The organism is Peribacillus cavernae (assembly GCF_003989135.1).
Lineage (GTDB): Bacteria > Bacillota > Bacilli > Bacillales > DSM-1321 > Peribacillus > Peribacillus cavernae.
Genome location: NZ_RYZZ01000017.1, coordinates 40,792 through 66,652 on the forward strand (window position 1 = coordinate 40,792; position 25,861 = coordinate 66,652).

Here is a 25,861-nt window from a genome sequence, read left to right on the forward strand (position 1 = left end):
ACCTAACTTATTTACACTTTTGCAATCGCTTTCAATAATGAATATGGAAATAACGCTCAAATTTTTTCTTACAGAAATTCAAGCTTCAGGGTTTAATTTCTTATTTTAGACCATGTTCATCTTTATAGGACGTTGGTTCGATCGAATTGTGATATCCGAAAATCCGATATAATATAAGCGCGGCCTTCCTACGTATGATAACACATTTTACAGCTAAAATAAGCTAACGATCAGATGCCACGTAGACCATAGAGTCAATCCAATCAATACGAGTAAAAGTACATTCTCCCACCATTTATTGGCATACTCACCTAGTAGGTCTTTGCGATTGGTTAATACCATCAATCCTATGGCGACAGCCGGTAAAAGAATGATTTGAAATGCATTAACAATAATTGTTAAGTATACAAACCCAGGCATGGATGGAAGCGCCCAAATGAGGGGTGAAACGACTGTGACAAGAAGTGTGAGTTTGTATATTGGATCTTTCGTATACTCCCGTTCATACTTTTTAGCTCTTTCAGGAAAGGTAGTATGAACAGCATCTACAAAAAGAGTGCCAAACCCAAGTGCATAAACGATAACCGTTTTAAAACAGGCTCCTAAAACCCCGAGATAGAAAAGAATACCGCCAAACATACCTAATGTTAAAGTTAACATTTTCGCCATATCTGACACGCTCTCAACAGTTAAACCTTTTGGATAAAGAACTTCAGCACCTAGGGTCCATACCGCTAGATCGATAATAATAATCATTACTACTCCAAACAATAAATCGTAGCGCTGAAGTTTCAGATATTTTGGGCCCTGCCAACCCTTTTCCTTAAACAGATAAGGATAGATTAAATTTGACATGGAACCAGCAACAGCACCGATTAACGAGAACACAAAAACTAAAGTATCTACCCCGCCTACATTCTCCGGGACGCTAAAAGCTACCGTACCTTTTGCTATAGCGGGAATATCAGGCCCTACCCATAAAGCACTTCCGACTAAACTGATAACCATTAAGATAAGAACGCCTTTAATGGTTATCTCTACCGTATTATAAATTCCCTTGACAACTAAGATAAGGGAAGCAACCACAACGATGATTGACCAGAAAAATGTGTTACCGACGTTAGTGAGATGCAAAAGCGCCTCTCCGGCTCCTTTAATTAGATACGCTGCATAAAAGTGTGCTAGCAAAAGGCTAGAAATACCGAAAAACAAGGGCAAGTATTTACTTAATCGATTATATCCTTGGATAATGGTCTCCTGATGAACATTAGTAAGTGCGTATTTGGAAATGACATTTACTAAGATATATCTTAAAACTAATGCCAAAACCATGCCCCACATCAGATTATAACCATAGTGGGCACCTGAAACTGACATATCTACCAAGTCTCCAGCACCCAACCAACTTAGAACCATAACGATTCCTGGCCCAAACGAAATCATATATTCACGGAAGTTGGAGGGAATGGGAGCGAGAGGTTGTGTTGGTTTTTCCTTTTCTCTTTGGTCAGCAGGAATTGACATTTATAACTTCCTCCCTAGAAAATCATTTTTATCATTAATTAATAATTGTCAACTCATAAGAAATACTAGTTTCATATGTTTTATAGAAAAAACAGAAAGTTCACCTCCAATCAATACACACTAATCCTATACCTAGTCCTCTTTTGTGTCATTTTCTGAAATAATCGAAGTTAACACTTCTTTTGCGGTCAAAAGGTGTTTCTCCAAAACCTGAATAGCTCTTTCTGTATTTTTGTTTTTTAAGTATTGAAGGATTTCCCAATGCTCAGCTTCTGATTCTCCTGCCCATTTGATATTAGATAACGAATAAAGCCGATAACGAACTATTGTATCTTGAAATGTATCAATAAACTGCTCTAAGCGGCGGTTGCCTAGTGATGATACAAGTATCGAGTGAAACTCAGAATTTGTACTCGCTAACCCAGCAGGGTCTTTGGATGTAAGCTGTGTATCAGCGATTTCTAAGCATGCTTCCAACTGTTCAATAAGTGAAACATGATCCGGGGTAATATTTCGCAAAGCCTCGGTTTCCACTAACAATCGTATTTGATATATTTCCTCAATGTCTTGAATGGTAGGGATCGAAACAATTATTCTCCGTCCTGGCAGTATGGAGACCATGTTTTCCATTTCCAATACCCTGAGTGCCTCTCGCACTGGTGTACGGCTCACCGACAATTTGTCTGCTATCTTATTTTCACTTAATAACTGACCCGGTTTTAACGAACCGTTTAAAATTGACTTTTTTAGAGTTTGAAAGACAGCCTCACGTAACGGCACATAAGGCGGAAAATCACCCGGAGATTCTATATTAAGTTCGTCTTCTATTATGAATGGTTCTTTTAGGTATTCCATTTACTTCCTCCTGGATGTGAATATGGACTGTTCTGAATTTGGAATATTATTACTGTGTAACCCGTTTTCCAAGAAATACACCACGTTCTTCGAGAGTATCCTGTAGTTTTTTAATATCCAGTTCCGGCATATTGACATTGTGTTCTGCAGCAAGTGCTGCTGCTACACCCGCACTCTCACCCATTACCAAACAAGGTGCCATATTTCGAGTTGAACCATGGGCAAATGACGTAGCTGAAATGCATCTACCTGCAACGATAATATTGTCTACATTTTTTGGAATCATGGCACGATACGGAATATCGAAAGCTCCATCGTCTCCAATTTCATAAAAGGAAGCCTGTCCAGTATCAGGATCGTGAATATCAACAGGAAAGCAAATTTGACCAATCGTATCTTCGAATTTCCTTCCCACAGTAACATCTTCATCGCTAATTTCATAAAGTCCTTCGATTCTTCTTGTTTCCCTCACACCTGCAAATATAGAAGGAACAAAATACGCATTTCGAAACCCTGGCACATTTTCTTTTAAAAATTGACTAATTCGGTGTAGTTGCTTGGTTAATTCAACGGTAGCACGAGATAAAGATAGAGGATCCGTCCCATCAATCCCAATGACAGCAGAAGTATTCACATTGATGTGATTCGGCCAAACCGTATTAAAAAACACTTTATGATCTTCATTTGGAAATATCTTTTTCTCACGAATAATGTCATTCCATTGGCTGAATGCACCATTAAAATAAACAGGAAAAGGTTTTGGATAATCACTGCGAGTGGCCATTGCAGGCGTTGATACGGCAATGGAATCTGCAATTTCCTGATTGTTTGTTCCAAAACAACGAAGCACCATAGAAACCGGTTGCATTTTCCCGGTTTTACGATCTCCCTTTGTGTAATTTGCTCCTGCAGAGACTGCAACATCAGCATCTCCACTGGCATCAATATATGATTTGGCCCTGATCTCTCGTATTCCTCCCTTTACAGCCGCCTTAACACCCGTGATTTTACCCCCTTTAACTTCGGTGCCAATTACATTTGCGCCGAATAAAACGGTGACATTCGCTTCATCTAATAGTTCCGTAGATACGATTCTAAACATTTCTCCATCGACCGGTGTGACTGAATGAACAAAACTCCCATATGGAATGTGACCTACTGCCCCGCCAATTTTTTTCAGGCGATCCACTAATTCTTGGGCAATCCCAAATACCACTTGTCTGCCAAACTTCGTAATGTAATTATGAAGACAAAGTCCAGTAGTTGCATTTCCTCCAACAAACGTCTTTGACTCAAGAAGGATCGTTTTGGCACCGCTTCGTGCCGCTGCCGTGGCTGCAGCTACACCAGTCACACCCCCACCGACAACAAGAACATCACAATCAAAATCATTCATAAGTACTTCCTCCTTTTCAGATAAACACAATCGTATACTTGTATACATGTATAATATACATAATTATTTGTAAATTGTAAATATTTTTGTAACTTCTTTTTAATATCATGATCATCGAATGGCAATAGGATTTACAGGACTCGCAGTGCCCCCCACCAACTTTAAGGGACTTATTGCTAGGCAAAAGTCATAGCGTCCATCATCAGCACATGCAGCTGCAATGTCCTCAAGCCACAACGTCTCTAATATCGAAACCCCTAAACGGGTAATCAGGTAGGGATGGAGAGGTTGAGTTGTACCCGTTTGGCTCGAATGGGTTTGCTCGCTTCCCAATGTATCTGTCCCGTATACAGCTATCTGTTGTTCATAAAACCAGTGTGCCAATTCGTTCGTAAATGTGATACCTGGTTCATTAAGACCGTTTCTAAAATATTCATGGGATCCATTCTTTAGATAGTTAAGGTAAAAACCAGTTCGAATCAAAAGTATATCCCGCTTATCCAATGATACATTCTGATAAGCTGCGGTGTTTATTAGGTCCTCAAAGGTAATCTCATCTCCTTCCGGAACCCACTCTACTCCTTTATAACGAGCGACATCCAAAAGAACAGAGCGTCCAACAATTCCTTTATTGCCAACATGATGGATGCTGTTTTTCGCCAAGCCCCCAGTGGTGGTTTCTGCATCATAACCGTTATATAGCTTCCCATCATACCACGCATGGCCAAGTGAATCGACATGAGTGGTACTGTGTGTATACATATATATTAGGTCATCTGATAATTCGACTCCCCCACTGCCGGTGACCGCGTCTTTTTTGTTTGCTGCATACATCCCCCTATCACTAACCATATGATGCTGCGGCGGCCTTCTTGTAAGCCCGATAAGATCACCACGGGGATCATTTATTGGTTGACCCAAAGTATAGATATTTCCTTCTTTAATTGTGGAGATTCCACGAAGTACTTCAGCGCTCCCAAGAAAGTTTACCGCGCCAACTTCGTCACTTTCTCCCCAGCGCCCCCAATTTTGGGGGGCTTTTTCTAGCAAATCTCGTATATTTTTCATCAACTGCACACCTTTCTTGATAGAGTTCTATACGGGGTAGTTGGTTCAGTTCGAATATCCTTGATCATTTACTCAACATCCATATTAATCCTAATACTGTCTAATTTTCCTTTCTAATCAATATGCCAGCCGCCGTTCACATCAACGATTTCGCCGGTGATATACCCTGCAGCAGGGGAAGCCAAAAAGCAAATTGTGGCGGCAACTTCCTCCGCCGAACCTGATCTACCAGCAGGAATCTCCTTCATCAAGAGTGCGCGCCGCTCTCCAGCATCCCCTTCTGTGAATCCTCCAAAATCAGTTTCAATAAGCCCGGGAGAAACAGCATTGCAGGTTATTCCATACCCACCCATTTCACGTGCAACATGCTTTGTCAACCCCATGACACCTGCCTTAGCAGCAGAGTAATGACAGCCATTTTGCACCCCGCCGCGCTCGCCTGAAATTGAAGACAGATTAATAATCCGGCCGTATTTCCGCTTCATCATTGCAGGAAGCACCTCCTGGGTAAAAACAAATGAGCTGGTTAGATCTGTTGCCAGAACTAACTCCCATTCTGACCGGCTAATATTGAGTATTGAATTGGGGCGTGTAATCCCTGCGTTATTGACAAGAATATCAATGTGGCCAAATTCATTTAATACTTGGTCCAGCGCCCTCTGAATTTCAACATCTTTTGTCACATCCAGAGTTATCGCTATAGCCTTTGATCCCTCGGCCCTAATTTGGGCAGCGACCTCTCCAACGATTGGATCCCGATCTATGGCAACAACGGATGCACCCAGCCTCCCGAAATGTAAAGCTGTTTCCCTCCCAATACCGCGTGTAGATCCCGCTCCAGTAACTACGGCAACCTGTTCTCCCCAATCTTTATCCAATCTTGGAATCATTAGCTATTGCACCTCCGACACTCCGTTTTTTTATCACCCATTTCGGAATGTTTAACCCAACAAAGATTACAACGAGCAGCGACCAAAAGATTGTAAGAATCATAATGGCGTTGCCTAAACCGACAGCTTCCTTTAAGGCACTTCCCCAAACAGGTGAAAGTCCGCCTGCAATAGCACCCACATTATACGCTACCCCTAATCCGGCGGATCTTACCTCCACATCAAAATGATCCGCTAAGTATTTCGGACACAACCCTGAAATACCCTGAATTGTGAATAGCACCAAGAACATCAATATACCAAGCAGGGCAATCGATGTGTGACCAACCATAGTTGCCAGGACTACAAATACGAGGCCTACTAAAAACGTATATACGAAGGTACGTCGGGTTCCAATCCGGTCAGCGACGAATCCCAAGGCGATATTTCCGAGCAACCCCCCGAAATTTGCAATAAACATAAGCTGGCTTACCGCCACGGCGTCATAACCAATATCCTTAAAATAAGTGGGCATCAATCCTAAAAGTGGCCATTGTGAACCAAAAAAAGCAAACTCAAATATAGTCATGAGTAATAATATCGGGAACCATTGGCGCGAAAACAGTTGGAAGAACGAAACGGACTTTCTAGTATTTCCCTTCTTCTGTCTGGCTTCCTCCCATTCACGGGATTCATCTACATTCCAACGCATATACAGGGTAATAAACGCAGGTAAAATTCCTACGAAAAACAAAGCTCGCCAGCCAAAGTTAGGCACAATAAGCCCGTAGAGAACAGACGCCAATAGCCCGCCTGCGGCCCATCCGGAACATAAAAAACCACTTGCCTTATTTCTTAGTTCCTTAGGCCAGCTTTCCAGCAGCAATGTTGTTCCCGCGGTGTACTCGCCCGCCATTCCGATACCCACCAATAACCTAAAGACGAACAAAGACCAGAAATCCCATGACAGACCACATAAAAATGTGGCGCCACTATATATCAGAACCCCTATTATCATCGCCTTTTTCCGGCCTAATCGATCGGCAACACTTCCAATAACAGCTCCTCCCAGCCACCTGACTGCGAAAGTTGCAAGTATTAACGTGCTGGCAGTAGTTAGACTTAAATCAAATTCTTTGGCAATATCCGTTAAAACATAGGTTATTATTATGAAATCCACGGCATCCAATGCCCATCCAAGCCAACAAGCGAAAAGCGTTTTCCATTGGTCCTTTGACACCTTGCGATACCACGGTTGTAAGGTAGTTTGATTATTCTCCATCTATTAACGAACCTCCTATTCATAACATTTTAATTAAAGCAACTATATCTACCACCTTCTTACAATTTAAGAATAGTGACTATCTCTACTTGAAAGGGCTTACAATTTAGAAATAAACACATTTGCTTACAACATCTAACGACAAAGGAATCACTGAGGGTAACAGCGGCAATATCGTTGCTGGACATTCGAAACGGATTACCAACGATATGCCGCCATTACTTCATTATTAGGGCCCTTTAAGCATCTACAGTTTTTTTACCGCGATCCCCTAAAAATACTCCGTTTTCTTCAAGTTTATTCTGAAGCTTTTTCATGTCTAATTCAGGCATGGTCACGTTTGATTGTGCAGCCATTGCCGCGGCTACACCGGCACTCTCGCCCATTACTAAGCATGGTGCCATATTCCGCGTAGCACCGAGAGCAAAGGATGTTGCCGATACACATCTGCCTGCAACCAGAATATTATCTAACCCTTTTGGAACTAATGCGCGATAAGGGATATCAAATGCCCCGTCATCGCCGATTTGGTAGAACTCCGGCTGCCCTGTGTCAACATTATGAATATCGACCGGGAATGAAATTTGTCCGATTGAATCTTCGAATTTCCGGCCTGCATTGATATCGTCTTCATTGATCTCGTATAACCCCTCAATTCTCCGCGTTTCTCTGACACCGGCAAATATAGATGGAATAAAATAAGCGTCTTGGAAGCCTGGTACATTTTCTTTTAAAAATTTGAATATTTTATAGACTTGCTGTGTCAATTCGACAGTGGCCCTTGATAGTGATAGAGGCTCTGTACCATCCACACCAACTACCGCGGAGGTATTCACATTGACCTGATTAGGCCAGACTGTATTGAAATATACCTGATGGTCTTTATTTGGGAATATTTTCTGCTCTTCGATGATATCGTTCCATTGGCTAAATGACCCGTTAAAATAAACAGGGATAGGCTCAGGATGATCTGCCCTGGTTGCCATTGCCGGTTTGGAAACCGCGATGGAATCAACGATCTCTTTATTATTTGTGCCGTAGCAGCGCAGCAGCATTGAAACTGGCTGCATTTTTCCGGTCTTGTCATCACCCATGCTGTATTTAGCCCCGGCAGACACTGCAACATCGGCATCTCCGCTGGCATCAATAATGGTTTTAGCCCTGATAGTCCGGAGTCCGCCTTTTACAGCCACTTGTACTCCTTTTACGTGCCCGCCATCTGTTTCAGTGTCGATAAAATTAACACCATACAAAACGATTACCCCAGCTTCTGCTAAAAGCTCAGTTGATAGAACTCGGAACAGCTCCCCATCAACAGGAGTTACAGAATGGACAAAACCACCATAAGGAATATGGCCTACAGCACCCCCCATTTTGATTAGCTTGTCAACCATTTCTTGGGCAATCCCGAATACCACCTGACGGCCATTTTTAGTAATGTAATTATGCAAACATAGTCCTGTTGTCGCATTTCCACCAACGAAGGGTTTTGATTCCACAAGGATCGTTTTGGCCCCCGCTCTTGCTGCCGCAGTAGCTGCAGCCACCCCTGTTACACCGCCTCCAACGACTAACACATCACATTGCATTTCCTGCATGATAATATCCTCCTCTTGAGTATTTGGATGATTAAAAATTTGACAAAAGCCACTATAAAACTAAAATGATTGTTTTATAGACTCTTTTAAAACCTGTTAAACATTCTTTTTAGACGCTTTCAAATCTCAGTTTGTTAATTCTTTTAGCTAAGCTTTTTGTGCAGCACGGAACTGTTTGGCATATTTAGCTGCAAGCTTGATGGCTTCTTCCATGCTGACCGACGCGGCAATTCCTGTTCCGGCAATGTCAAATGCAGTGCCATGATCGACGGAGGTGCGAAGGAATGGTAACCCGTTGGTAATCGAAATGGTTCGTTCAAAATCTGTCATTTTAGCAGCAATATGTCCTTGGTCATGGTATAGGGAAAGAACAGCGTCATACTTTCCATGCAATGCCTGATGAAACACGGAATCGGCAGGTACTGGTCCAAAAGCATGAATACCATCTTTGCATGCATTCTTGACTCCAGGCTCAATTTCATCGACCTCTTCACGTCCGAATAATCCGTGTTCACCGCTGTGCGGGTTTAATCCGGCTACAGCGATTTTCGGATTATCAATCCCCAAGAGGTTTAAGGCTGCAGTACAGCGATGTAAATAATCATACACTCGCTTTGCGGTTATTTGTCCGATAGCGTCTTTTAAAGACAGATGTCTTGTGAGGAAAAAGATTCTTAGGGAGTGGACTTCGAACATGGTAAGTGGATCATCAACACCAGTAAGCCCGGCAAGCATTTCAGTATGCCCGATATATGGAACATTTGCCGCCTTTAACGATTCTTTATTGATTGGCGTGGTTGCAATCGCATCAACAATTCCAGCATTTGCAAATTCAATGGATGTCTTAATATAGTCAAAGGCAGCCTGCCCGCACATCGCCTGTACTTCCCCCACCTGTAATTTCTGAATATCTACATTGTCTGAATGAATAATATCAATTGTTCCGTGTTGGTATTTTCCTTCAGAAGGATTTGCCACCGTATTCAAATATAAGTCTAATCCCGCAAAGCCGATAGCTTGGTTCATCACTTCCTTATTGCCAATCATAATTGGACGGCAAACTTCATAAATCTCGCCTTTGGACAGTGCTTTCACTGTGATTTCAGGTCCTATGCCTGCAGGATCCCCCATTGGGATTGCAATGATTGGTCTTTCGGAAGTTTCTGTCATGATACATTCTCCTTTTTATTTAAAGATTTTGATAATTGATTTATTAAAAAACGAACACAAGTAGTAATGCCTCCTTCGTCGCCAACAAGTCCCCCCTTCGTTACAATAGACATCCCGTCAAGATACCCGCCAATAAATTGACCATAAGCTGCCAGCGGAATTACTTCATCGATTAGTTGGATGCCATGAGTCTTCCCTGTTGCACAAAGTGACGCGGTAACATCCCCTCCGCTTGAAAAACATCCATTTATCGCAACCTCGCTTCCACGAATCACTTTTTGGCTGATGATCGCTAAACCATCAGTTATTCGTTTAGCCAGTGATGCTTCGGATGTGTTTTGCTTACCAGCAAGGGATTTTAAATCAAGTAAAGGCTGCTCTGGATGGTTTGTTGTTAAAACGATAACGCTTTCCCTTTTCAATCGATCCAAACCCTCAGATACTCTTTTATTTATCTCATTGTTCCTTGCTTCCATATCAGCACTTGCCAAAAGCAATGGATCAATATAAATCGGCTTTACACTCATTTTCTCGATAAGGTGATTAATTTGCTTTTGCGTTAATGACGTGCAGCTGCCGATGATGACTAGTATTTTCGAATTATCGATAAGGCTGGCATACTTTCTTTTTGCATAAGCAAGAGTAAGCGGACCTGGATCTACAGGAACAAACACATGATGTAATTTCTCCATCGCGATTGCTACATGCTCAATTTGATCATCAGTAGCAGCATCGATGACAATAATCCTGTTGCCATTTTCAACAAATTCATTTAATCTTTGGGCAATTTTGTCTTCTCCTTTAAGTACATCATCCATACCGACATGGTCTATTTTTTTATCCGTCTGCTTCGATATGATCCATGGAACAAATGATTCGTTTAATGGACATTGAGGATCTTTTGCTACTTCCGTCTCTTGTACAGGAAGACCGTTGACAAGCAAGTATCCTCCGACGGTTGTCCGGCCGGAAGCAGGAAATGACGGCATCACTACAGCTACAGAATCACCCCCAATAGTATCTAGAACAGCGTCAATTTCGCTTCCGATATTCCCTCTAATAGTGCTGTCGATCCGTTTGCAAAAGAGCTGCACACCCTGATTAAGCATGAGCGATGCCGCTTCCCCCACCCTTCTATAGGCAAGGTCCTTACGAAGATAACGGCTGTCTGTATCAATGCATACAGCATCATAATTAAAAGACTTTATACCAGACAAACCTTGAAGGATAGTGGCTGTTGAAAACCCACTTTTCGTCAGAAGAACTCCTGTTCCATTTGCTCCAGTTAAGTCATCTGCAATCACAGCGATTTTCATATAGCCTCTTCCCCTCCTTCCTCTACGATCTGTATTTTTACATATTCATTAAATAGCTTTTCATCTGTATCCGAAAGCTCAGAGTCGGTAATGATCGCTTCGACTGACTGAAGCGGACAAACTTGAGAAAAGGAGCATTTATTAAACTTACTAGAGTCCGCCGCTACCCATGTTTTTGATGCGGATTCTATCATCATTTGTTTGATCAATGCTTTTTCCATAGTGGGAGCCGATAAACCGGCTCGCAAGTCGATAGCATGAGTCCCCAGGAAGAGAATATCCACTCTAATTTGTTTGAGGATTGATTGTGCATGGGGTCCAAACATAGCTCCAACTCCTTTCTGAAGCGACCCTCCTGTACAAATAACTTGAGAAGGACAGTCCAGCAGTTCGGCGGCTATTTTAAGATCATTGGTAACAATGGTTAAATCATCTCGCATTTTTATTTCTTTAGCGATCTCCAGGGTTGTTGTTCCAGAATCAAGGATAATGTTTGAATTCGTTGGAATTAATGTCGCAGCATATCGCGCGATTGAGCGTTTTTGTTCAGTTTTGGTAACTGATTTATCTATATAAGGCGTTTCTGCTATCAAGACATTTGCGGGTAACGCGCCCCCATGAGTTCTTACAATTTTTCCTTCTTTCTCCAAATGGTTAAGATCTCTTCGTATTGTCATGCTTGAAACATTTAACCTATCAACTAACTCTTCAATTTCGACTTTTCCGTCTTTTTCTATCTGTTTTAGAATTTGAAGTTTTCTTTCTAAAGGTAACATAAATTTTCACCCTTTAAGTTTTCTTATGTTCTATTATGTTGTTTTCTGTTCAATATTTCAAGAACTTTTTATAATCTTTTGAAAATAAAAATCAATTAGCTCATAATCAGTCCAGTATAAATGAATTTGCATTTCCAAACGTTGGTCTGTTTAATGTTATAGTTCCTTGGGGAGAGTTGTGGGTCGGTATTGGTTTAATTTTGGGGGTTTTCACATCTTATGCTGTATTAATGGGGCTTATAATGAATTTTGCCTATATTAACATCCTACTGGATAAGATATGAACCATAAAAAGTTAACTTCATATAGTAAATAATGAATGGCAGTACCCAAGGATGGGATTGAATGATAACAGTAAGAATCGGAGACAATGAGTGTTACTTTTCGGGAGAGCTTGAGATGTATTTCGAGCCGTTTCGAAAGCATATTATTGGAAACGGCCAAGGTATTACCACTCCTTATGGAAAGAAGAGAATTGTTTATGCGGACTGGACCGCGAGTGGCAGGCTTTATCGACCGGTAGAAAATCAGGTTAGTGAAGTTTTTGGCCCTTTTATGGCCAATACACATACCGAATCGAATTCAACTAGTTCCATCATGACGCTGGCCTACAAACAAGCGCAGAGAATTATTAAGAATCATGTAAATGCCGATGAAGATGACGTACTTATAGCCAGTGGTTCGGGCATGACTGATGTGGTAAATAAGCTGCAAAGAATTCTCGGGTTAAAAGTTCCGGAAAAGTTCATCAGCAAAATCAATATCCCGGAGAGTGAGCGGCCGGTGATTTTTGTCACACATATGGAACATCACTCGAATCATACTTCATGGTTTGAAACGATTGGAGATGTGGAAGTGATAACGCCAGGGACCGATGGCAAGCTCGACTTGAATCAGCTTGAACAATTGCTCAATTGCTATGCTGGTCGGACTATGAAAATTGGTTCTTTTACAGCTTGTTCCAACGTGACTGGCATTCAAACTCCTTACCATCAATTAGCACGGAAAATGCATGAACATGGCGGGATTTGTTTCATTGATTTTGCAGCTTCTGCTCCTTATATGGATATCGATATGCATCCAAAGGATCCTATCGAAAAGCTCGATGGTATCTTTTTCTCGCCCCACAAGTTTCTCGGAGGACCTGGAGCCAATGGAGTCTTGCTTTTTGATTCAAGACTATACACGAGCAAAGTACCAGATCATCCTGGCGGCGGAACCGTAACATGGACAAATCCTTGGGGAAAGCATCAATATTTCGAAAATATTGAGATACGGGAAGATGGCGGAACTCCTGGGATCCTGCAAACAATAAAAACGGCTTTATGTATAAAACTGAAGGAACAAATGGGCACGGAAAACATCCTGAAAAGGGAAAAGGAACTAATGGATCTGCTCCTTCCAGGCTTGGAAAGTATTTCTGGAATTCATATTTTAGATGGTAAAATTACAGACCGTCTCGGAATTGTTTCGTTTTTTTCAGACGACATCCATTATAATTTAATCGTGAAGCTTTTGAATGATCGGTTTGGCTATCAGGTCAGGGGCGGTTGTTCCTGTGCCGGCACCTATGGACATTACTTGTTGAAAATTGATGAGAAAACATCGAATTCGATAAGCGACAAGATCAATCAAGGAGATATGTCTACAAAACCTGGCTGGGTCCGCATTTCTGTCCATCCAACGATGACAAATGAAGAGGTATATGGATTTGTAAAGTCACTGAAGCTGATCATTGAGAATATCAAAGAATGGGAAAAAGAGTATCTATATGACCCAAAAAGCAATGATTATTTTTACATCCATCAGGAAAGGGATCAATCGGAGGAATTGTTTCGGCTGCAGGGTCCATAATGTTCCAAGCAATTATTGGTGTGGATATTTTGAAATGGGTTTACTTAACCGAAATGAAAACCGTTGACCTATTCGTATTCTCGAATAGGTTAGTTTTTTCTACTTTAAAGTGAGTTTCTGATATAGGGAAGTTTGTAGAAACCAGCATGCTGATGCCACATCCATTGAGCTTAAAAGATGATTTTTCAAGGAATCACCTCAAATTTTTGGTTTAAAAAATGAGATACTATTTTTCGTTATCTTGAATTGCATTACCCACAGACAATTATTTGCCTCGAAAAGGATCCTTTTTTGGCTAGACAGCGGTCTGTGATCTCAAATCCAGCTTCTTCGATCATCTGATCCATCGTTTCAATTGTTATCACAACCACTTTGTTTGCAAAACGGCGGGCATGGCGGAGAATCGAGAGCTGGTCCTCAGGTGTAGCATGAGTATATAGATTGTAAGGCATATCGATTATAGCTACATCATAGTTTGTCGAGACATCTGAGATGGGTCCCGTCGTTACGTCCCCTTTAAGCCCGAAATGAGCAATGTTCTCCCTTGACCCGCTTGTGACGAGAGGATTTATATCGCGGCCGACAATGTCAATGCCCATGGAAAGTGCTTCCACCAATACTGTTCCAATACCGCAACATGGGTCAATTGCTCGAACTCCAACAGGTTTCGGAACGGCGATATTCGCTACAGCTCTGGCTACTCGCGTGCTAAGTGCCGTGGAATATTCGCGTGGTTTCTTCAAGTGATGAAGCCAAATCGCTTCGCTTTTACGATATTTCCCGAAATACCACCGTCCGCCCAGGGTAACAACGCCAAACAAATGGTCTGGATGATGTACGTCGGCTTCCGCTTCGATACGCCAGCCTATTTCGCGCTCAATTACGCGTCGTTCCTGGTACTCTATTTTTTCCGTTTCTTTCAGATCGTTAATTTTTACGAAGATCACTTTGAACGTCGATTCATACAAACGAATATGTTCTACTTGCGTCAAAATCTCAGACAGATCATCCCCTTCGTACATCACTTCGATTCGCTCCTTGATAAACGGACTTCTGCTGGGATCAATTTCGGTTGAGCTTTTTAGAATGTTAGATTGTGACTCAATTCCAAAAAGGGACCGCATCTCCATGAGGCATAAAGAAAGTTCCTCCCCGCTGCATGCATAAGTATATATAAACTCACGTCTTCGTCTATGATTATTCAATCTATTCCCATCCCTCTACAGCGTCAATTTGTGCTTCATCCGTTTCGATTTCCCTAATTGTTTATAGGCTCCAGAACCGATCAGTACCCCTAAAATAATAAAAACCAGGCCAGTTAAGTGGGTAGCATAGATTTTTTCATTAAGAAAAAGGGCAGCGCCAATCAGTGAGAAGAAGGGTGATAAATTCATAAAAACAGATGTTTCTGCTGCTCCAATTTTTCCAATCGCATGATTATAGCACATATGGCCAACAGCGGTTGCAATGACTGCCGATGAAAAGAATACGAAATAGTCTATAGCTGATCCTTCTGTTATGTTTCTGAAGCCATCGGGTTCGATTAATAAGCTAATGATGAATAGCAGAAATGACCCTATGGCAAGCATGTAGCCGGTTAATAAACGGGGATCCATCGTCTTCGATACTTTTTTAATCAAGATAAAACTTAGAGATTGTGAAAATATCGAGATAAAAACATCAATATCCCCCGAGGAAAACCCGTTTACTTCTGACTTTCCTTGCGAAACCGTTACTAACACCCCTGCAAATCCGATAATGAACCCGATGCATTTAAAGAATGTAAAGCGGCTTCCAAGCAGCACAATAGATAAAATCGCTGTGATCAAGGGTCCTACCCCCAAAATGATCCCGCCATTTACCGCCGACGTATTTTTCAGTCCTATCGATAAAAAGTAATGATGACCTGCAACGTTTAAAATAGCACCGAGAATAAGAGCGGGAATTTCTTTTTTCGAAGGGAGACGCAGCAGCTTTAAAAAATAAAGAATTATAAAAACGGATATTCCGGCTGTGGAAATCCGCAGAGCCGTTATTGTGACAGGCATGAATTGGTCCACAAGTAGCTTTGTTGCGGACACATTAAATCCCCATGCCACCATGACGAATACCAGAAGCACATACATCTTTGCCAAACTATCATCCTCTTTCTTGAAGTACGGGGAAGCGAACACCTTCCCAGTAATATGACTAATTACTCGGCCGGTATCTCGCGTTCATGATTTTTCGAGTGTCAGGATTAATCTGGCCAGAGCAGAAAACATTTCTTCCGAGTTACGAAATAATATTATTAAAGAATAACATATTCCATGTACTCTTACTAGAGTACCTTTGTTAAGAGAAGTTAGTTTTCTAGCTTAAAAACTCGAACAAAACGTAAAATAAGCCGCTTAAACAGAATAATAAATAACTCCATCCCTTTTTTCTGAAATGATCTCCCCTCTTTCAAATAGGAGATCTAATAAGCCGATTGTATCGGAGGCCAGTAAGATCATAGCATCTTCAAATCTATCGGGATACAGTTCTTTGACCAAATCAAAGCCGCTTTTTTTGCGGTTTACTAGCTTGCTTTTGACCCTGCCTGCTCGTTTGTCTATCTTTTGCAGCGTCTCGTTTATAAGTTCAGGCAAATTCTGAATTGCCTCGCCATGTCCTGAGAGTGTGATATCAACGGGGAAGCTCAAGCATTTCTTTAGATTATTCACATATTGGATTAACGGATTCGAACGTTCTGTTTCTGGAAAGATTGGTGCTTCGAGAAATATTCCGGCCGGGCTATGTTTTATAAGATGATCACCGCACAATAGAACATGATCACTTGATCGATACAGGGAGATATGGCTTTGTGCATGGCCTTTTGTTTCAATGACTTGCCATTCGGATAAACCAGGAATAGCTACACCCCCATCTAGCTCCATCGTGATTTGTATTTTATTCTTTAGTCCTTGATTCCAAGCTTTTGAATTTGCAAGTTCTTCAGCTTGTTCTTTTGGAATACCAAACTCTCGATAAAAGGTACTGAAAAATTCAGCACCTCTTTGAAAATGATCAACATCCTGTGTTAAGTATGGACGGCAATTAGCATGGGCATATACGGGAATAGGGTTTTTCTCCAAAATCCAATCCAGGAACCCTATATGGTCATCATGATGATGTGTGAGGACAATTTGCTCGATATCCATAATCGTTAATCCTCGCTGTTTTAAGCTTGCGTTAAATTGACCCCACGCTTTCTCCAATTTCCTGCCGCAATCAACTAATGTCAGTTTCTCTCCATAAATTAAGAATACATTCACAGGACCCACAGGCCATTCTGTCGGCAGCTCGATCATTTCTACCCCTGCTGTTTGATTGAACGTTCTCACTTTAGAACACACACCCATCGTATTTACCTTCTTTATTACATTTTATTTTTATTATACAATAATAATCTATTCAATTTAAAAAAACATTTGCGGTTCAAGCTGTGAATCAGTATAGCCATTCATTCTACTTATCCGATTGATTCCTCCCGACGTATTTTTCAAGAAGGAAATTAGCAAAGGTAGGCAGGTAAGTTCGATCCTTCACAACCAATCAGTGAAATTTGTTCTATAATCAGAGAAAGAGCATTCCCTGTAAGGAATGCCCTGACTGTCGCTTACCTATTTCCATCACACCGGGGCATGTACTACCCTCCTGGCTTCAACTTCAGACTTACACGCTAATTCATCAATGGCCACTTTTGCAATTTTTTCCCGATGCGAGTAGACATCCCCTAGGACGGCTGCGCTTCGCCGTGCCCGTTTAAAATACAAATGCATGTCGTTTTCCCAGGTAAAACCAATTCCTCCGTGCATTTGAATGGCATCACCGCATACCTGGATCCCAGCATCCGATGCATACGATTTTGCAATCGAGACCGCTAGATCTGCTTCTTCATTATTTGTCTCTAAAGCCCAGGCTGCATATTCCACGGCAGCTTTACCGCTTTCTACTTGCAAATACATGTCTGCCGCCATATGTTTAACAGCCTGGAAGCTGCCGATCAATACACCAAACTGTTTGCGCTGTTTCGTATATTCTACCGTTACATATAAAGCCCGCTCTGAGCAGCCGACCAGTTCGGCGGACACAAGCAATGCGCCGATCTGCCGCATTTTCGTCATCAATTCATGGCCTGTTCCCATTCCAAATCCTTTAACGACAGCTTCTTTTCTAAGCGGATAGTTGAAGAGATTTATCTCGTACAATGGATAAGTCTCGTCCAACGAATTAGCGTTATGAATGCTGATGTTGGGACTTTTTGCGTCCAGGACAATAAGCGTTTCTTCTTCTTCCGGAGTGAAGCCCATTCCGGCTGCACGCACATTTGCCAGAATGATATCCGCGCCGCGGGCAAACGGAACTTCGCGCAGAGTCCCGTTTAAGACATATCCGTCCTTTGTTTTCCGAGCTTTTGCATCAACATTAACCCAGGCGATTGTCAGCACCTTTTTGCCATCCTCAACCTCTGAGACCAGCTGAGTTTGTTGGGTACAGGTTTTAAGTGCAGCTAAGCCTGCCATTGCTTCAAGTAGAGGATAAGTCAATAAATGGCGGCCTGCTTCCTGTGCTATCAAAATAGCATTCATCATTCCTTTTCCATCTTCTCCAGAACCGTCTAAATCTATGATTCCTAACAGACCCTGCCCTGCAAGCAGCTTCTTCATATCATTGGAAATAGTAACATTCTCCATGAACGCCCGTACATGCTCTGACGTATTGCGGGCTTTAAACATCTCTCTTACGCTTCGGCGCAGCATTTTTTCTTCATCAGTAAATCCGAAAAACATCTTCTGAGCACCTCACTTTGGCATGCCGAGAATTCTCTCAGCAATAATATTTTTTTGTATTTGTGTTGTCCCTGCATATATAATTGCCCCGCGCGAGCCCAAATCAATATCCTGCAAAGCGCCTCGGGCTATGCTTTCCTCTCCTATATATGGTGCATGCTCACCTAATACTTCGAGGCCTAATTTACCCATATTCACATGCATCGTTGACCAGAATAACTTTTGTAAGGAAGCTTCCGGTCCTAATTTCCCTTCATTTAATAACTGGCTGATTGTTTTCAATCCGTGATAGCGAAGGATCCGGATTTCTGCGAACAATTCTGCCATCTTTTGACGATAATAGCTGCTTTCACTTACTGTTTCACCCGACTTTGAAAGTGATGAGCTGATCCTTGCCAGGTTATTAAACTCGTTTTGGAACCTCACCTGGCGTCCAAGCGCCAAAGTTCCACGTTCAAACCCGAGCGTGCCCATCGCTACCTTCCAGCCGTTATTGACTCCTCCAACCACGTTTTCCGCCTGTATGTAAACATTATCAAAAAAGACTTCGTTAAAATCTTTATTCCCATTGATTTGAACGAGAGGACGGACGGTAATCCCTTCAGTATCCATCGGAACTAAGAAAAAGGTAATTCCTTTATGTTTTGGCCCTTCATGATCGGTCCTTGCTAATACAAAACACCAATCCGCATGGTGTGCAAAACTGGTCCAGACCTTTTGCCCATTTATCATCCATCTATCACCTTGTAATTCTGCGCGCGTTTGGATGGCAGCCAGGTCAGAGCCTGCATTTGGTTCAGAAAAACCCTGGCACCACACTTCATCCCCGCGAAGCAACGGCGGAAGGAAACGTTGTTTTTGTTCTTCTGTGCCAAATAGCAGCAAGGTCGGTCCCAATAATAACTTACCCAATACATTAACGCCGCTCGGTGCATTAAGCTTCCCGGCTTCTTCGTCAAAAATGATCTCTTCAACATGTGTTAATCCCTGGCCTCCGTATTGCTTGGGCCACGAAATCCCGGCAAAACCGCCTTGATAAAGCTTGCGGTCCCATTCTCTTAAAATCTTGCCTCGTTCCGCTTCATCATCGGGCCAATTGAATTCAGGTGTTCCCCATCCTTCTGGAATATTGTCGAGCAGCCATTCCCGGACATGCTGCCGGTATTCTTCTTGCTGCGGACTAAATGATAAATCCATATTCCTCATCTCTCCTAACCTATTCATTTTTGAAGTATACTTCAGGCGGGTCTGCAAGATTTGAATCCCTCCATACTTAACAAGGGCAATCATCGGTATTCACAATATTTCTATTATTTCGGATAATCATATCATAGTTGTTTTTTCCAGTAAAAACATTTTTCAATCATTTATCTTTATGACAGTTTATAAAAAGAAAACGCTTTCATAATTCATATTAATCTGGTACAATCCAGTTATAAATTCAAATGTTTTCCATTAATTTTTCTAAAAAGGGAGGGCTTTTATGCTTTTAACCAATTTAATCGACCATACGAAAGAACATTATGGGGAATATCCTTTTCTCTATTATAAGGATAAAACATATACCAACCTTGAAGTCGAAAAAATGGCGAAAAAATTCTCGATTTTATTACGAAATCACGATATTGCCGATGGTGAAAGAGTGGTTGTCAGTATCCCCAATTGCCCTGAAGTCATTTTCGCGTATCAAGGGATCCTTCGTTCACGAAGTATAGTGATTCCTGTTATGCACCTGCTCCACCCAAGAGAAATCCACTTTATCCTGAATGATTCTAAAGCAAAAGCGATCATCACATCTTCTCAAGTCCTTCCCAATATGATTGAAGCCTCCAAAGACCTTGCATATAAGCCAATATTCATTGTTGTCGATCAGCTAGAAAACAAAGATGTCTTTGATGGTTATGAAATTATTGAACTATATAAAGAAATCGAAACGATAGAAAACTCCCACGAGCTGTTAACAGATGCACAGGAAAGTGATACCGCTGTCATCCTTTATACATCAGGTACGACTGGAAGGCCTAAGGGGGTCATGCTTACTCATAAGAACCTTTACAGCAGTGCGATGTCTGCGTACGAATTATTAAACGACCGGGAAGACGCAGGCCGGGGCACAACTTTAGGGGTTTTGCCATTAGCGCATGTATACGGCTTTACAATGATGAACTCATGCTTTCTTTTAGGCAGTTCTGTGGTTATTTTTCCTAAATTTGACGTCGATCGGGTATTTGCATGCATTGAAAAATATAACGTCAGGGCCTTCTCTGCGGTCCCAGCTATGCTGTATGCCATGGTTTCCTCCCCTAATGTTGACCAATATGATCTCTCAAGTTTAGAATCGGTAGGCAGTGGATCCGCAGCCTTACCGGTTGCTGTGATCCATGCTTTCAAGCAGAAATTCAATGCTGAAATCCGGGAAGGCTACGGGCTTTCTGAAGCAGCCCCTACAGTAGCAGCCCATAGGGAAGGCATGCCTATTAAACCTGGATCCGTAGGTGTCGCCATCCCGGGGGTTCAAGTACGAGTTGTTGATGAAAATGTAACTGACGTGCCAAAGGGTGAAATTGGCGAACTGATTGTCAAAGGCGATAATATTACGACTGGATATTACGGCTTGGAAGAAGCAACGAAGAAAGCAATCAAAGATGGTTGGTTGTTCACCGGAGATCTGGCAACCATGGACAACGATGAATATCTATATATCGTGGATCGGAAAAATGATTTAATTATCCGCGGCGGTTTTAATATCTACCCGAGAGACCTTGAAGAAGTAATTATGTCCCATGAAGCTGTTGCAGAAGTGGCCGTCATTGGCATTCCCGATGAAAGAATTGGTGAGGAAATCGTCGCCTGTGTCGTCAAAAACCCAGGGTCGATTGTTTCCGAAGTAGAAATCATCGCCTATAGCCAACAAAAACTGGCAAAATACAAAACTCCTAAACGTGTTGTCTTTCTCCAACAGCTGCCAAGAAACGGAGTAGGCAAAATACTCAAAAGGAAATTAAGGGAAATGTATGAAACCACCGATTTTAGCTTCTCATAATTTTTATACTTCAAAACCGTTGATCGGTAAATGTTGCTAGACCATAATATAGTGTTTTGATCTCTCCATGCCCATCAGTGTTCAAGAAGTCCTGATGGGCATTTGAAAAGACATTTTCGCAATCCCGGGACCTCTAACCTTAATCAAACAGCCCATCCTGATAATCCTTGTAAGCCTGGATGAGTTCTTCCTCTGTGTTCATGACGAACGGTCCGCGATGGGCTATCGGTTCATTAAGAGGTTCACCGTTAAGAACCAAAATAATCGCATTTTCACTGGTGGCTTTCAATAAAATATCTTCGCCTTCATTTTTAAAAAGGACAAATTGCTGGGCTGATACATTTCTTTCCTCATTGATTTCTACTGAGCCCTTCAAGATAAAAATGCCTGTATTGTAGTCGCTCCGAAGAGACATGGTCGCTTTTCCATTACGATTAAGGCGAACGTCATACATGTTCATAGGAGTAAAAGTAGATGCAGGTCCGATTATCCCGTTGTATTCTCCTGCGATCACCCTTACTGTTCCCTCTTGATCTTGAAGGGAGACATTTGGAATTTTATCAATAGAAAGGGATTGATATTTCGGGCCAGTCAGTTTGTGTACTTTCGGGAGATTAATCCAGAGTTGAACGAAATCGACCGCTCCGCCTTCAGGAAGTTCCGGAAACTCCATATGTTGAATCCCGGACCCGGCTGTCATCCATTGCACCTCATCCTTATTTATAGTGCCGCCATTCCCTTTAGTATCAAAATGGGTAATACTCCCTTCAAATACAATCGAAACCGTTTCAATCCCCCTATGCGGGTGCAAGCCATCTGTTCTGCCCTTGCCGGAAATAGCCGCAAATGTCATGGACGGGCCATGATCCATTAAAAAGAACGGACTCATCCTTTGGGGATCGCTGTATTTGGGAAGGTAATTTTTCACTTGAAAATCGCCGACTTGAAAAGGCTCTGAACCGCCAAAAATTTGCTCAATTTGTTTATAATTTTCCATTATATATTTCCTCTCTTTTTTCGTCTAATCAGCATTTTTCGTGACCTCAGGCTATTCGGTCTTTTCGATTTTTTCATCTTTCATCCGGCTGAAAATAAAAGCAAGAATCGAGCCTGAAATGTTATGCCAGACGCTGAAAATGGCGCTTGGTACAGCGGCCAAAGGTGAAAAATGTGCCGTCGCTATCGCCACACCAACACCGGAATTCTGCATCCCGACCGCCATTGCGACTGCTTTGTGTTTAGCTAAGTCCATCCCACCCAAAAAGTAAATGTTTTGCCAGCAAATGTGCTGACTCTCTCTATAAATCCCATGACAACCTCCTTAATGATGTTAAAATAAATGATTAAATATTTTAAATACCGATATTTTACTATAAATTATGAAGTCATGAAAGCATATTTTAAACTTTTTAACTATTTTAAAAAGCAAGAAGGAAACACCTTTTTAAAACGCCTCCATTCTATCGTTTTATTACAATAATATTTCCATATAGAGCTATACTAATGAAAGGAATTATTTTATGGAGGATACTTACTTTGTCTTATCGGAATAGACGTCTAGAAGAATTTCTGGAGGCAATCACTCAATTACCCCAGAAGAGTATGCTTAGCAAAGACGATTTGCTGACAAAACAGTTTTTGATAGAAGAACACGAAGATTTAGAGATCTACTATTCGCCCCATAACGATTACATCAATCAAGATGCAAGCATCGTCATTGTTGGCATCACTCCGGGGTGGACACAGATGAGAACAGCTTTTCGACAAGCTATTGAAAGCATCAAAAAAGGTGATTCTCCGGAACAGCTTGTAAAAAAAGCGAAAATAGCCGCAAGCTTTTCCGGCACGATGAGGGCTAACTTAATTGAAATGTTGGATGAATGCGGTATTGCAAAAGCGGTACATACAGCCAGTTCAGCGTCGCTGTTTACCGAAAAAAGACATCTATTGCACACTACATCGGTTATTCGATATCCTGTCTTTTACCAAAAGAAAAATTACACAGGGTATCGTCCAAAAATAGATCGCTCAGCTATGCTATCCAGGTATGCCTATGAGGAATTTCCAGAAGAAATTGCAGAGCTTAATAACCCCTCGCTGATTATTCCTCTTGGTAAATCCGTTGAACAAGTTGTTCGCACGCTTATTACTGATAAAAAGTTTCCTGGAGATACTTGCCTATTTGGCTTTCCGCACCCATCCGGCGCAAATGTGCATCGAAAAAAGCAATTTCAAGAGCACGTTGATTCATTCAAGGGGATCGTTGAAAGATGGGCGGAAAAAAGCTCGAAAATTTAATCTGTAATGTATCCTTAAAGAGGTGTGAACATTGATTCAAGCAGAAAAACGCTTTTTATAAGCGAAAAAACGGATAATTAAGCGATAACACCTGTGATTTAAGCGAAAACTGTTCTCTTTTAAGCCAAAAGGTAACTTAACTTAAAAAAATATCCCATATCATGAGGTCTCGATAGGGATATTTCGATATCATTCAACTTTATTTAAACCAGCCTTTTTCTTTGGATTGGGTAATTGCTTCGATCCGATTCTTCACTTCAAGTTTATCCAATATCGTCGAAATATAGTTTCGGACCGTTCCCGTTTTTAATTTAAGCTCATCAGCGATTTCTTTTGTGTTTTTTCCATCGGCAACGAGTTCCAATACCTCCTTTTCGCGTTCGGTAAGAGGATTCTCTTCACTGTAAACATCATCCATTAGTTCCGGGGCATAAATCCGCCTGCCTGCCATGATGCTGCGGATGGAACTGGCCAGCTCTTCGCTCGGGCTGTCTTTCAATAGGTAGCCGCTTACCCCTGCTTTTAAAGCTCTTTGAAAGTAACCGGAACGGGCGAAAGTTGTTAAAATAATCACTTTGCAGCCCAGCCCTTTGAGCACTTCTGCTGCCTCGAGTCCGTTCTTTCCCGGCATTTCGATATCCATGATACAAACATCCGGTTGAAATTGCTTCACGAGAGCAATCGCTTCTTCTCCGTTCCATGCTTTGCCGACGACTTCCATATCCTCTTCCAAATTGAGCAGAGAACCCAAGGCTCCCAACAGCATTCGCTGGTCTTCAGCAATTACTACTCGAATCATTTAAGTTCCTCCATATCTGTCAGTTTTACGTCATTCGGTACCTTAATGAATAAGGTTGTTCCTTCCTGCGTGTTAATCTCCAGGCTTCCGTTGACGAATTCCAGACGTTCTTTCATTCCAATTAGCCCGTTACCTTTCGCAAAGTCACCTTCTGTCACATTGATGTTTCCGTTATCCCGGACGATAATCACGATTTCATTCCATGTTTGCTCAACAGAGATATAACAGGAAGTAGCGCCGCTATGCTTAACGACATTGGTCACAGCTTCTTTCAAACACATACTCAAAATATTTTCAGTCAGCAGCGAAACATTCGTTAAATGGATCTCCTCTTCACCCACAAAATCAATTTGCGCTGCTTTGAGTATTTGTTTAACGAGGAGGATTTCTTCATTCAAGCGAATCCCGCGCATTTGCGAGACTATCTTCCTTACTTCATTTAATGCCGTTCGCGCTGTCTGTTGAACGTCTTTCAATTCATTACGGGCCTGTTCGGGATCTTTGTGAATTAATTTCCGTGCCAAATCGCTTTTTAGTCCAATGAGGGAAAGCTTTTGTCCCAGTGTATCATGAAGATCGCGGGCAATGCGCTGGCGTTCCTCCAATTTCACAAGCTCGGAAATCCGTTTGTTGGCATCTTCCAGCTTTTCTTCGAGTTGACCCCGCTCTTTGCGATTACGGATGCTGAATGGGAGGAGAATGACGCTAATCCAAATGATGACCACAAATGGCAATTGTATTAAAAAAAATTCTTCCTGCAGCGCAATGTTAAAGTTGATCGACACTGTCGTGCTGACCAAGTGAACTATATATAACGTCAAAAAAGCGACACGATCTTTTATGTTGCCGTTAAAATAGGCAATAAAAAAGGCAAAATAAATATAGCTGAAAAGGATTGTTGATGTAACCGAAATGCCAATGAGGATACACGTCCACAGATAAATCGGCCATCCTATCGAAATAAATGCAATCCGGTAGAAAATAAAGAATAAGATTGTCAGCAATATGCCGACAGCTATTTCGATCACTGAGGAGGATTGAAAAATAAAATAAAACGGTAAAATGCTAAGAATAGTCCATATATAAGGAGAAATCCCTGTACTTTTCAGGAATATCAGATACCTTTTTAACATGATCGAAACCTCTTTTACGGTTTTAGATATTTGTTATCTTATCACAACAAGGAACCATCTACTAAT

General features: G+C 41.7%; 21 protein-coding genes and 2 pseudogenes. 4 read left to right on the plus strand and 19 right to left on the minus strand.

Features of this window, described 5'->3' with window-relative positions; genetic code table 11:
- Positions 1 to 213 precede the first annotated feature (213 nt).
- From ELQ35_RS13025 to ELQ35_RS13070, 10 genes are all read right to left on the minus strand, one after another.
- The gene (locus ELQ35_RS13025) at positions 214 to 1,524 is read right to left on the minus strand and encodes an Nramp family divalent metal transporter (protein ID WP_126865265.1); all 1,311 of its coding nucleotides are present in this window, start codon (positions 1,522 to 1,524) and stop codon (positions 214 to 216) included.
- A gap of 132 nt (positions 1,525 to 1,656) precedes the next feature.
- On the minus strand, positions 1,657 to 2,379 hold the full coding sequence (locus ELQ35_RS13030) for a GntR family transcriptional regulator (RefSeq protein ID WP_126865266.1): 723 nt from the start codon (positions 2,377 to 2,379) through the stop codon (positions 1,657 to 1,659).
- A 49-nt stretch (positions 2,380 to 2,428) separates the two neighbouring features.
- Positions 2,429 to 3,775: an FAD-dependent oxidoreductase gene (locus tag ELQ35_RS13035; protein WP_185861763.1), complete on the minus strand. Its 1,347-nt coding sequence runs from the start codon at positions 3,773 to 3,775 to the stop codon at positions 2,429 to 2,431.
- Positions 3,776 to 3,886: 111 nt separating this feature from the next.
- On the minus strand, positions 3,887 to 4,843 hold the full coding sequence (locus ELQ35_RS13040; RefSeq protein WP_126865268.1) for a cyclase family protein: 957 nt from the start codon (positions 4,841 to 4,843) through the stop codon (positions 3,887 to 3,889).
- Between the two features lie 113 nt (positions 4,844 to 4,956).
- Positions 4,957 to 5,733: an SDR family NAD(P)-dependent oxidoreductase gene (locus ELQ35_RS13045; RefSeq protein WP_126865269.1), complete on the minus strand. Its 777-nt coding sequence runs from the start codon at positions 5,731 to 5,733 to the stop codon at positions 4,957 to 4,959.
- Positions 5,714 to 6,994 (minus strand): MFS transporter, encoded by a 1,281-nt coding sequence (locus tag ELQ35_RS13050; RefSeq protein WP_126865270.1) that lies wholly within the window; start codon positions 6,992 to 6,994, stop codon positions 5,714 to 5,716. The genes ELQ35_RS13045 and ELQ35_RS13050 overlap by 20 nt, the downstream gene beginning before the upstream one ends.
- Positions 6,995 to 7,233: 239 nt before the next feature.
- Complete coding sequence (locus ELQ35_RS13055; RefSeq protein ID WP_126865271.1) at positions 7,234 to 8,592, minus strand: FAD-dependent oxidoreductase; 1,359 nt, start codon at positions 8,590 to 8,592, stop codon at positions 7,234 to 7,236.
- Positions 8,593 to 8,739: 147 nt separating this feature from the next.
- Positions 8,740 to 9,762, minus strand: coding sequence for a 4-hydroxythreonine-4-phosphate dehydrogenase PdxA (gene pdxA, locus ELQ35_RS13060; protein ID WP_126865272.1), 1,023 nt, complete (start codon positions 9,760 to 9,762; stop codon positions 8,740 to 8,742).
- Positions 9,759 to 11,078 (minus strand): four-carbon acid sugar kinase family protein, encoded by a 1,320-nt coding sequence (locus ELQ35_RS13065; protein WP_126865273.1) that lies wholly within the window; start codon positions 11,076 to 11,078, stop codon positions 9,759 to 9,761. The genes pdxA and ELQ35_RS13065 overlap by 4 nt, the downstream gene beginning before the upstream one ends.
- Complete coding sequence (locus ELQ35_RS13070) at positions 11,075 to 11,854, minus strand: DeoR/GlpR family DNA-binding transcription regulator (RefSeq protein WP_126865274.1); 780 nt, start codon at positions 11,852 to 11,854, stop codon at positions 11,075 to 11,077. The genes ELQ35_RS13065 and ELQ35_RS13070 overlap by 4 nt, the downstream gene beginning before the upstream one ends.
- Positions 11,855 to 11,964: 110 nt before the next feature.
- Here ELQ35_RS13070 and ELQ35_RS13075 point away from each other — a divergent pair.
- Positions 11,965 to 12,114: pseudogene (locus tag ELQ35_RS13075) on the plus strand (DoxX family membrane protein); the annotation flags it as partial.
- A gap of 85 nt (positions 12,115 to 12,199) precedes the next feature.
- The gene (locus ELQ35_RS13080) at positions 12,200 to 13,708 is read left to right on the plus strand and encodes an aminotransferase class V-fold PLP-dependent enzyme (RefSeq protein WP_126865275.1); all 1,509 of its coding nucleotides are present in this window, start codon (positions 12,200 to 12,202) and stop codon (positions 13,706 to 13,708) included.
- 251 nt (positions 13,709 to 13,959) lie between these two features.
- Here the strand turns inward: ELQ35_RS13080 and ELQ35_RS13085 are convergent, their stop codons facing one another.
- The 5 genes from ELQ35_RS13085 to ELQ35_RS13105 form a co-directional block, all read right to left on the minus strand.
- On the minus strand, positions 13,960 to 14,913 hold the full coding sequence (locus ELQ35_RS13085) for a TRM11 family SAM-dependent methyltransferase (RefSeq protein ID WP_126865276.1): 954 nt from the start codon (positions 14,911 to 14,913) through the stop codon (positions 13,960 to 13,962).
- 15 nt (positions 14,914 to 14,928) lie between these two features.
- On the minus strand, positions 14,929 to 15,834 hold the full coding sequence (locus tag ELQ35_RS13090; RefSeq protein ID WP_126865403.1) for a DMT family transporter: 906 nt from the start codon (positions 15,832 to 15,834) through the stop codon (positions 14,929 to 14,931).
- 264 nt (positions 15,835 to 16,098) lie between these two features.
- Positions 16,099 to 17,091: an MBL fold metallo-hydrolase gene (locus tag ELQ35_RS13095; RefSeq protein WP_126865277.1), complete on the minus strand. Its 993-nt coding sequence runs from the start codon at positions 17,089 to 17,091 to the stop codon at positions 16,099 to 16,101.
- Between the two features lie 270 nt (positions 17,092 to 17,361).
- The gene (locus tag ELQ35_RS13100; RefSeq protein ID WP_126865278.1) at positions 17,362 to 18,522 is read right to left on the minus strand and encodes an acyl-CoA dehydrogenase family protein; all 1,161 of its coding nucleotides are present in this window, start codon (positions 18,520 to 18,522) and stop codon (positions 17,362 to 17,364) included.
- Between the two features lie 12 nt (positions 18,523 to 18,534).
- On the minus strand, positions 18,535 to 19,719 hold the full coding sequence (locus ELQ35_RS13105; protein ID WP_126865279.1) for an acyl-CoA dehydrogenase family protein: 1,185 nt from the start codon (positions 19,717 to 19,719) through the stop codon (positions 18,535 to 18,537).
- 286 nt (positions 19,720 to 20,005) lie between these two features.
- Between ELQ35_RS13105 and ELQ35_RS13110 the strand changes: the two genes are divergently transcribed.
- Positions 20,006 to 21,565, plus strand: a complete 1,560-nt coding sequence (locus tag ELQ35_RS13110; RefSeq protein ID WP_126865280.1) for a class I adenylate-forming enzyme family protein — start codon at positions 20,006 to 20,008, stop codon at positions 21,563 to 21,565.
- A gap of 139 nt (positions 21,566 to 21,704) precedes the next feature.
- Here the strand turns inward: ELQ35_RS13110 and ELQ35_RS13115 are convergent, their stop codons facing one another.
- Positions 21,705 to 22,562 (minus strand): pirin family protein, encoded by an 858-nt coding sequence (locus tag ELQ35_RS13115; RefSeq protein ID WP_126865281.1) that lies wholly within the window; start codon positions 22,560 to 22,562, stop codon positions 21,705 to 21,707.
- 51 nt (positions 22,563 to 22,613) lie between these two features.
- Positions 22,614 to 22,826 (minus strand): annotated as a pseudogene (locus ELQ35_RS13120) (bile acid:sodium symporter family protein); the annotation flags it as partial.
- 341 nt (positions 22,827 to 23,167) lie between these two features.
- Here ELQ35_RS13120 and ELQ35_RS13125 point away from each other — a divergent pair.
- Positions 23,168 to 23,863: a uracil-DNA glycosylase family protein gene (locus tag ELQ35_RS13125; protein ID WP_370873405.1), complete on the plus strand. Its 696-nt coding sequence runs from the start codon at positions 23,168 to 23,170 to the stop codon at positions 23,861 to 23,863.
- 199 nt (positions 23,864 to 24,062) lie between these two features.
- Here ELQ35_RS13125 and ELQ35_RS13130 read toward each other — a convergent pair whose 3' ends face one another.
- Together ELQ35_RS13130 and ELQ35_RS13135 are read right to left on the minus strand one after the other, a co-directional pair.
- Entirely contained in the window at positions 24,063 to 24,662 is a 600-nt protein-coding gene (locus ELQ35_RS13130) for a response regulator transcription factor (RefSeq protein WP_126865283.1), read from the minus strand.
- Positions 24,659 to 25,795, minus strand: coding sequence for a sensor histidine kinase (locus tag ELQ35_RS13135; protein ID WP_126865284.1), 1,137 nt, complete (start codon positions 25,793 to 25,795; stop codon positions 24,659 to 24,661). The genes ELQ35_RS13130 and ELQ35_RS13135 overlap by 4 nt, the downstream gene beginning before the upstream one ends.
- Positions 25,796 to 25,861: the final 66 nt, after the last annotated feature.

Coding starts and splice junctions, on each gene's coding strand:
- ELQ35_RS13040 (WP_126865268.1), bottom strand. CDS start 4,843: ATGAAAAATATACGAGATTTGCTAGAAAAAGCCCCCCAAAATTGGGGG.
- ELQ35_RS13025 (WP_126865265.1), bottom strand. CDS start 1,524: ATGTCAATTCCTGCTGACCAAAGAGAAAAGGAAAAACCAACACAACCT.
- ELQ35_RS13030 (WP_126865266.1), bottom strand. CDS start 2,379: ATGGAATACCTAAAAGAACCATTCATAATAGAAGACGAACTTAATATA.
- ELQ35_RS13035 (WP_185861763.1), bottom strand. CDS start 3,775: ATGAATGATTTTGATTGTGATGTTCTTGTTGTCGGTGGGGGTGTGACT.
- ELQ35_RS13100 (WP_126865278.1), bottom strand. CDS start 18,522: ATGTTTTTCGGATTTACTGATGAAGAAAAAATGCTGCGCCGAAGCGTA.
- ELQ35_RS13095 (WP_126865277.1), bottom strand. CDS start 17,091: ATGGGTGTGTGTTCTAAAGTGAGAACGTTCAATCAAACAGCAGGGGTA.
- ELQ35_RS13130 (WP_126865283.1), bottom strand. CDS start 24,662: ATGATTCGAGTAGTAATTGCTGAAGACCAGCGAATGCTGTTGGGAGCC.
- ELQ35_RS13110 (WP_126865280.1), top strand. CDS start 20,006: ATGCTTTTAACCAATTTAATCGACCATACGAAAGAACATTATGGGGAA.
- ELQ35_RS13125 (WP_370873405.1), top strand. CDS start 23,168: ATGCTTAGCAAAGACGATTTGCTGACAAAACAGTTTTTGATAGAAGAA.
- ELQ35_RS13105 (WP_126865279.1), bottom strand. CDS start 19,719: ATGGATTTATCATTTAGTCCGCAGCAAGAAGAATACCGGCAGCATGTC.
- ELQ35_RS13065 (WP_126865273.1), bottom strand. CDS start 11,078: ATGAAAATCGCTGTGATTGCAGATGACTTAACTGGAGCAAATGGAACA.
- ELQ35_RS13055 (WP_126865271.1), bottom strand. CDS start 8,592: ATGCAGGAAATGCAATGTGATGTGTTAGTCGTTGGAGGCGGTGTAACA.
- ELQ35_RS13115 (WP_126865281.1), bottom strand. CDS start 22,562: ATGGAAAATTATAAACAAATTGAGCAAATTTTTGGCGGTTCAGAGCCT.
- pdxA (WP_126865272.1), bottom strand. CDS start 9,762: ATGACAGAAACTTCCGAAAGACCAATCATTGCAATCCCAATGGGGGAT.
- ELQ35_RS13050 (WP_126865270.1), bottom strand. CDS start 6,994: ATGGAGAATAATCAAACTACCTTACAACCGTGGTATCGCAAGGTGTCA.
- ELQ35_RS13135 (WP_126865284.1), bottom strand. CDS start 25,795: ATGTTAAAAAGGTATCTGATATTCCTGAAAAGTACAGGGATTTCTCCT.
- ELQ35_RS13070 (WP_126865274.1), bottom strand. CDS start 11,854: ATGTTACCTTTAGAAAGAAAACTTCAAATTCTAAAACAGATAGAAAAA.
- ELQ35_RS13045 (WP_126865269.1), bottom strand. CDS start 5,733: ATGATTCCAAGATTGGATAAAGATTGGGGAGAACAGGTTGCCGTAGTT.
- ELQ35_RS13080 (WP_126865275.1), top strand. CDS start 12,200: ATGATAACAGTAAGAATCGGAGACAATGAGTGTTACTTTTCGGGAGAG.
- ELQ35_RS13090 (WP_126865403.1), bottom strand. CDS start 15,834: ATGTATGTGCTTCTGGTATTCGTCATGGTGGCATGGGGATTTAATGTG.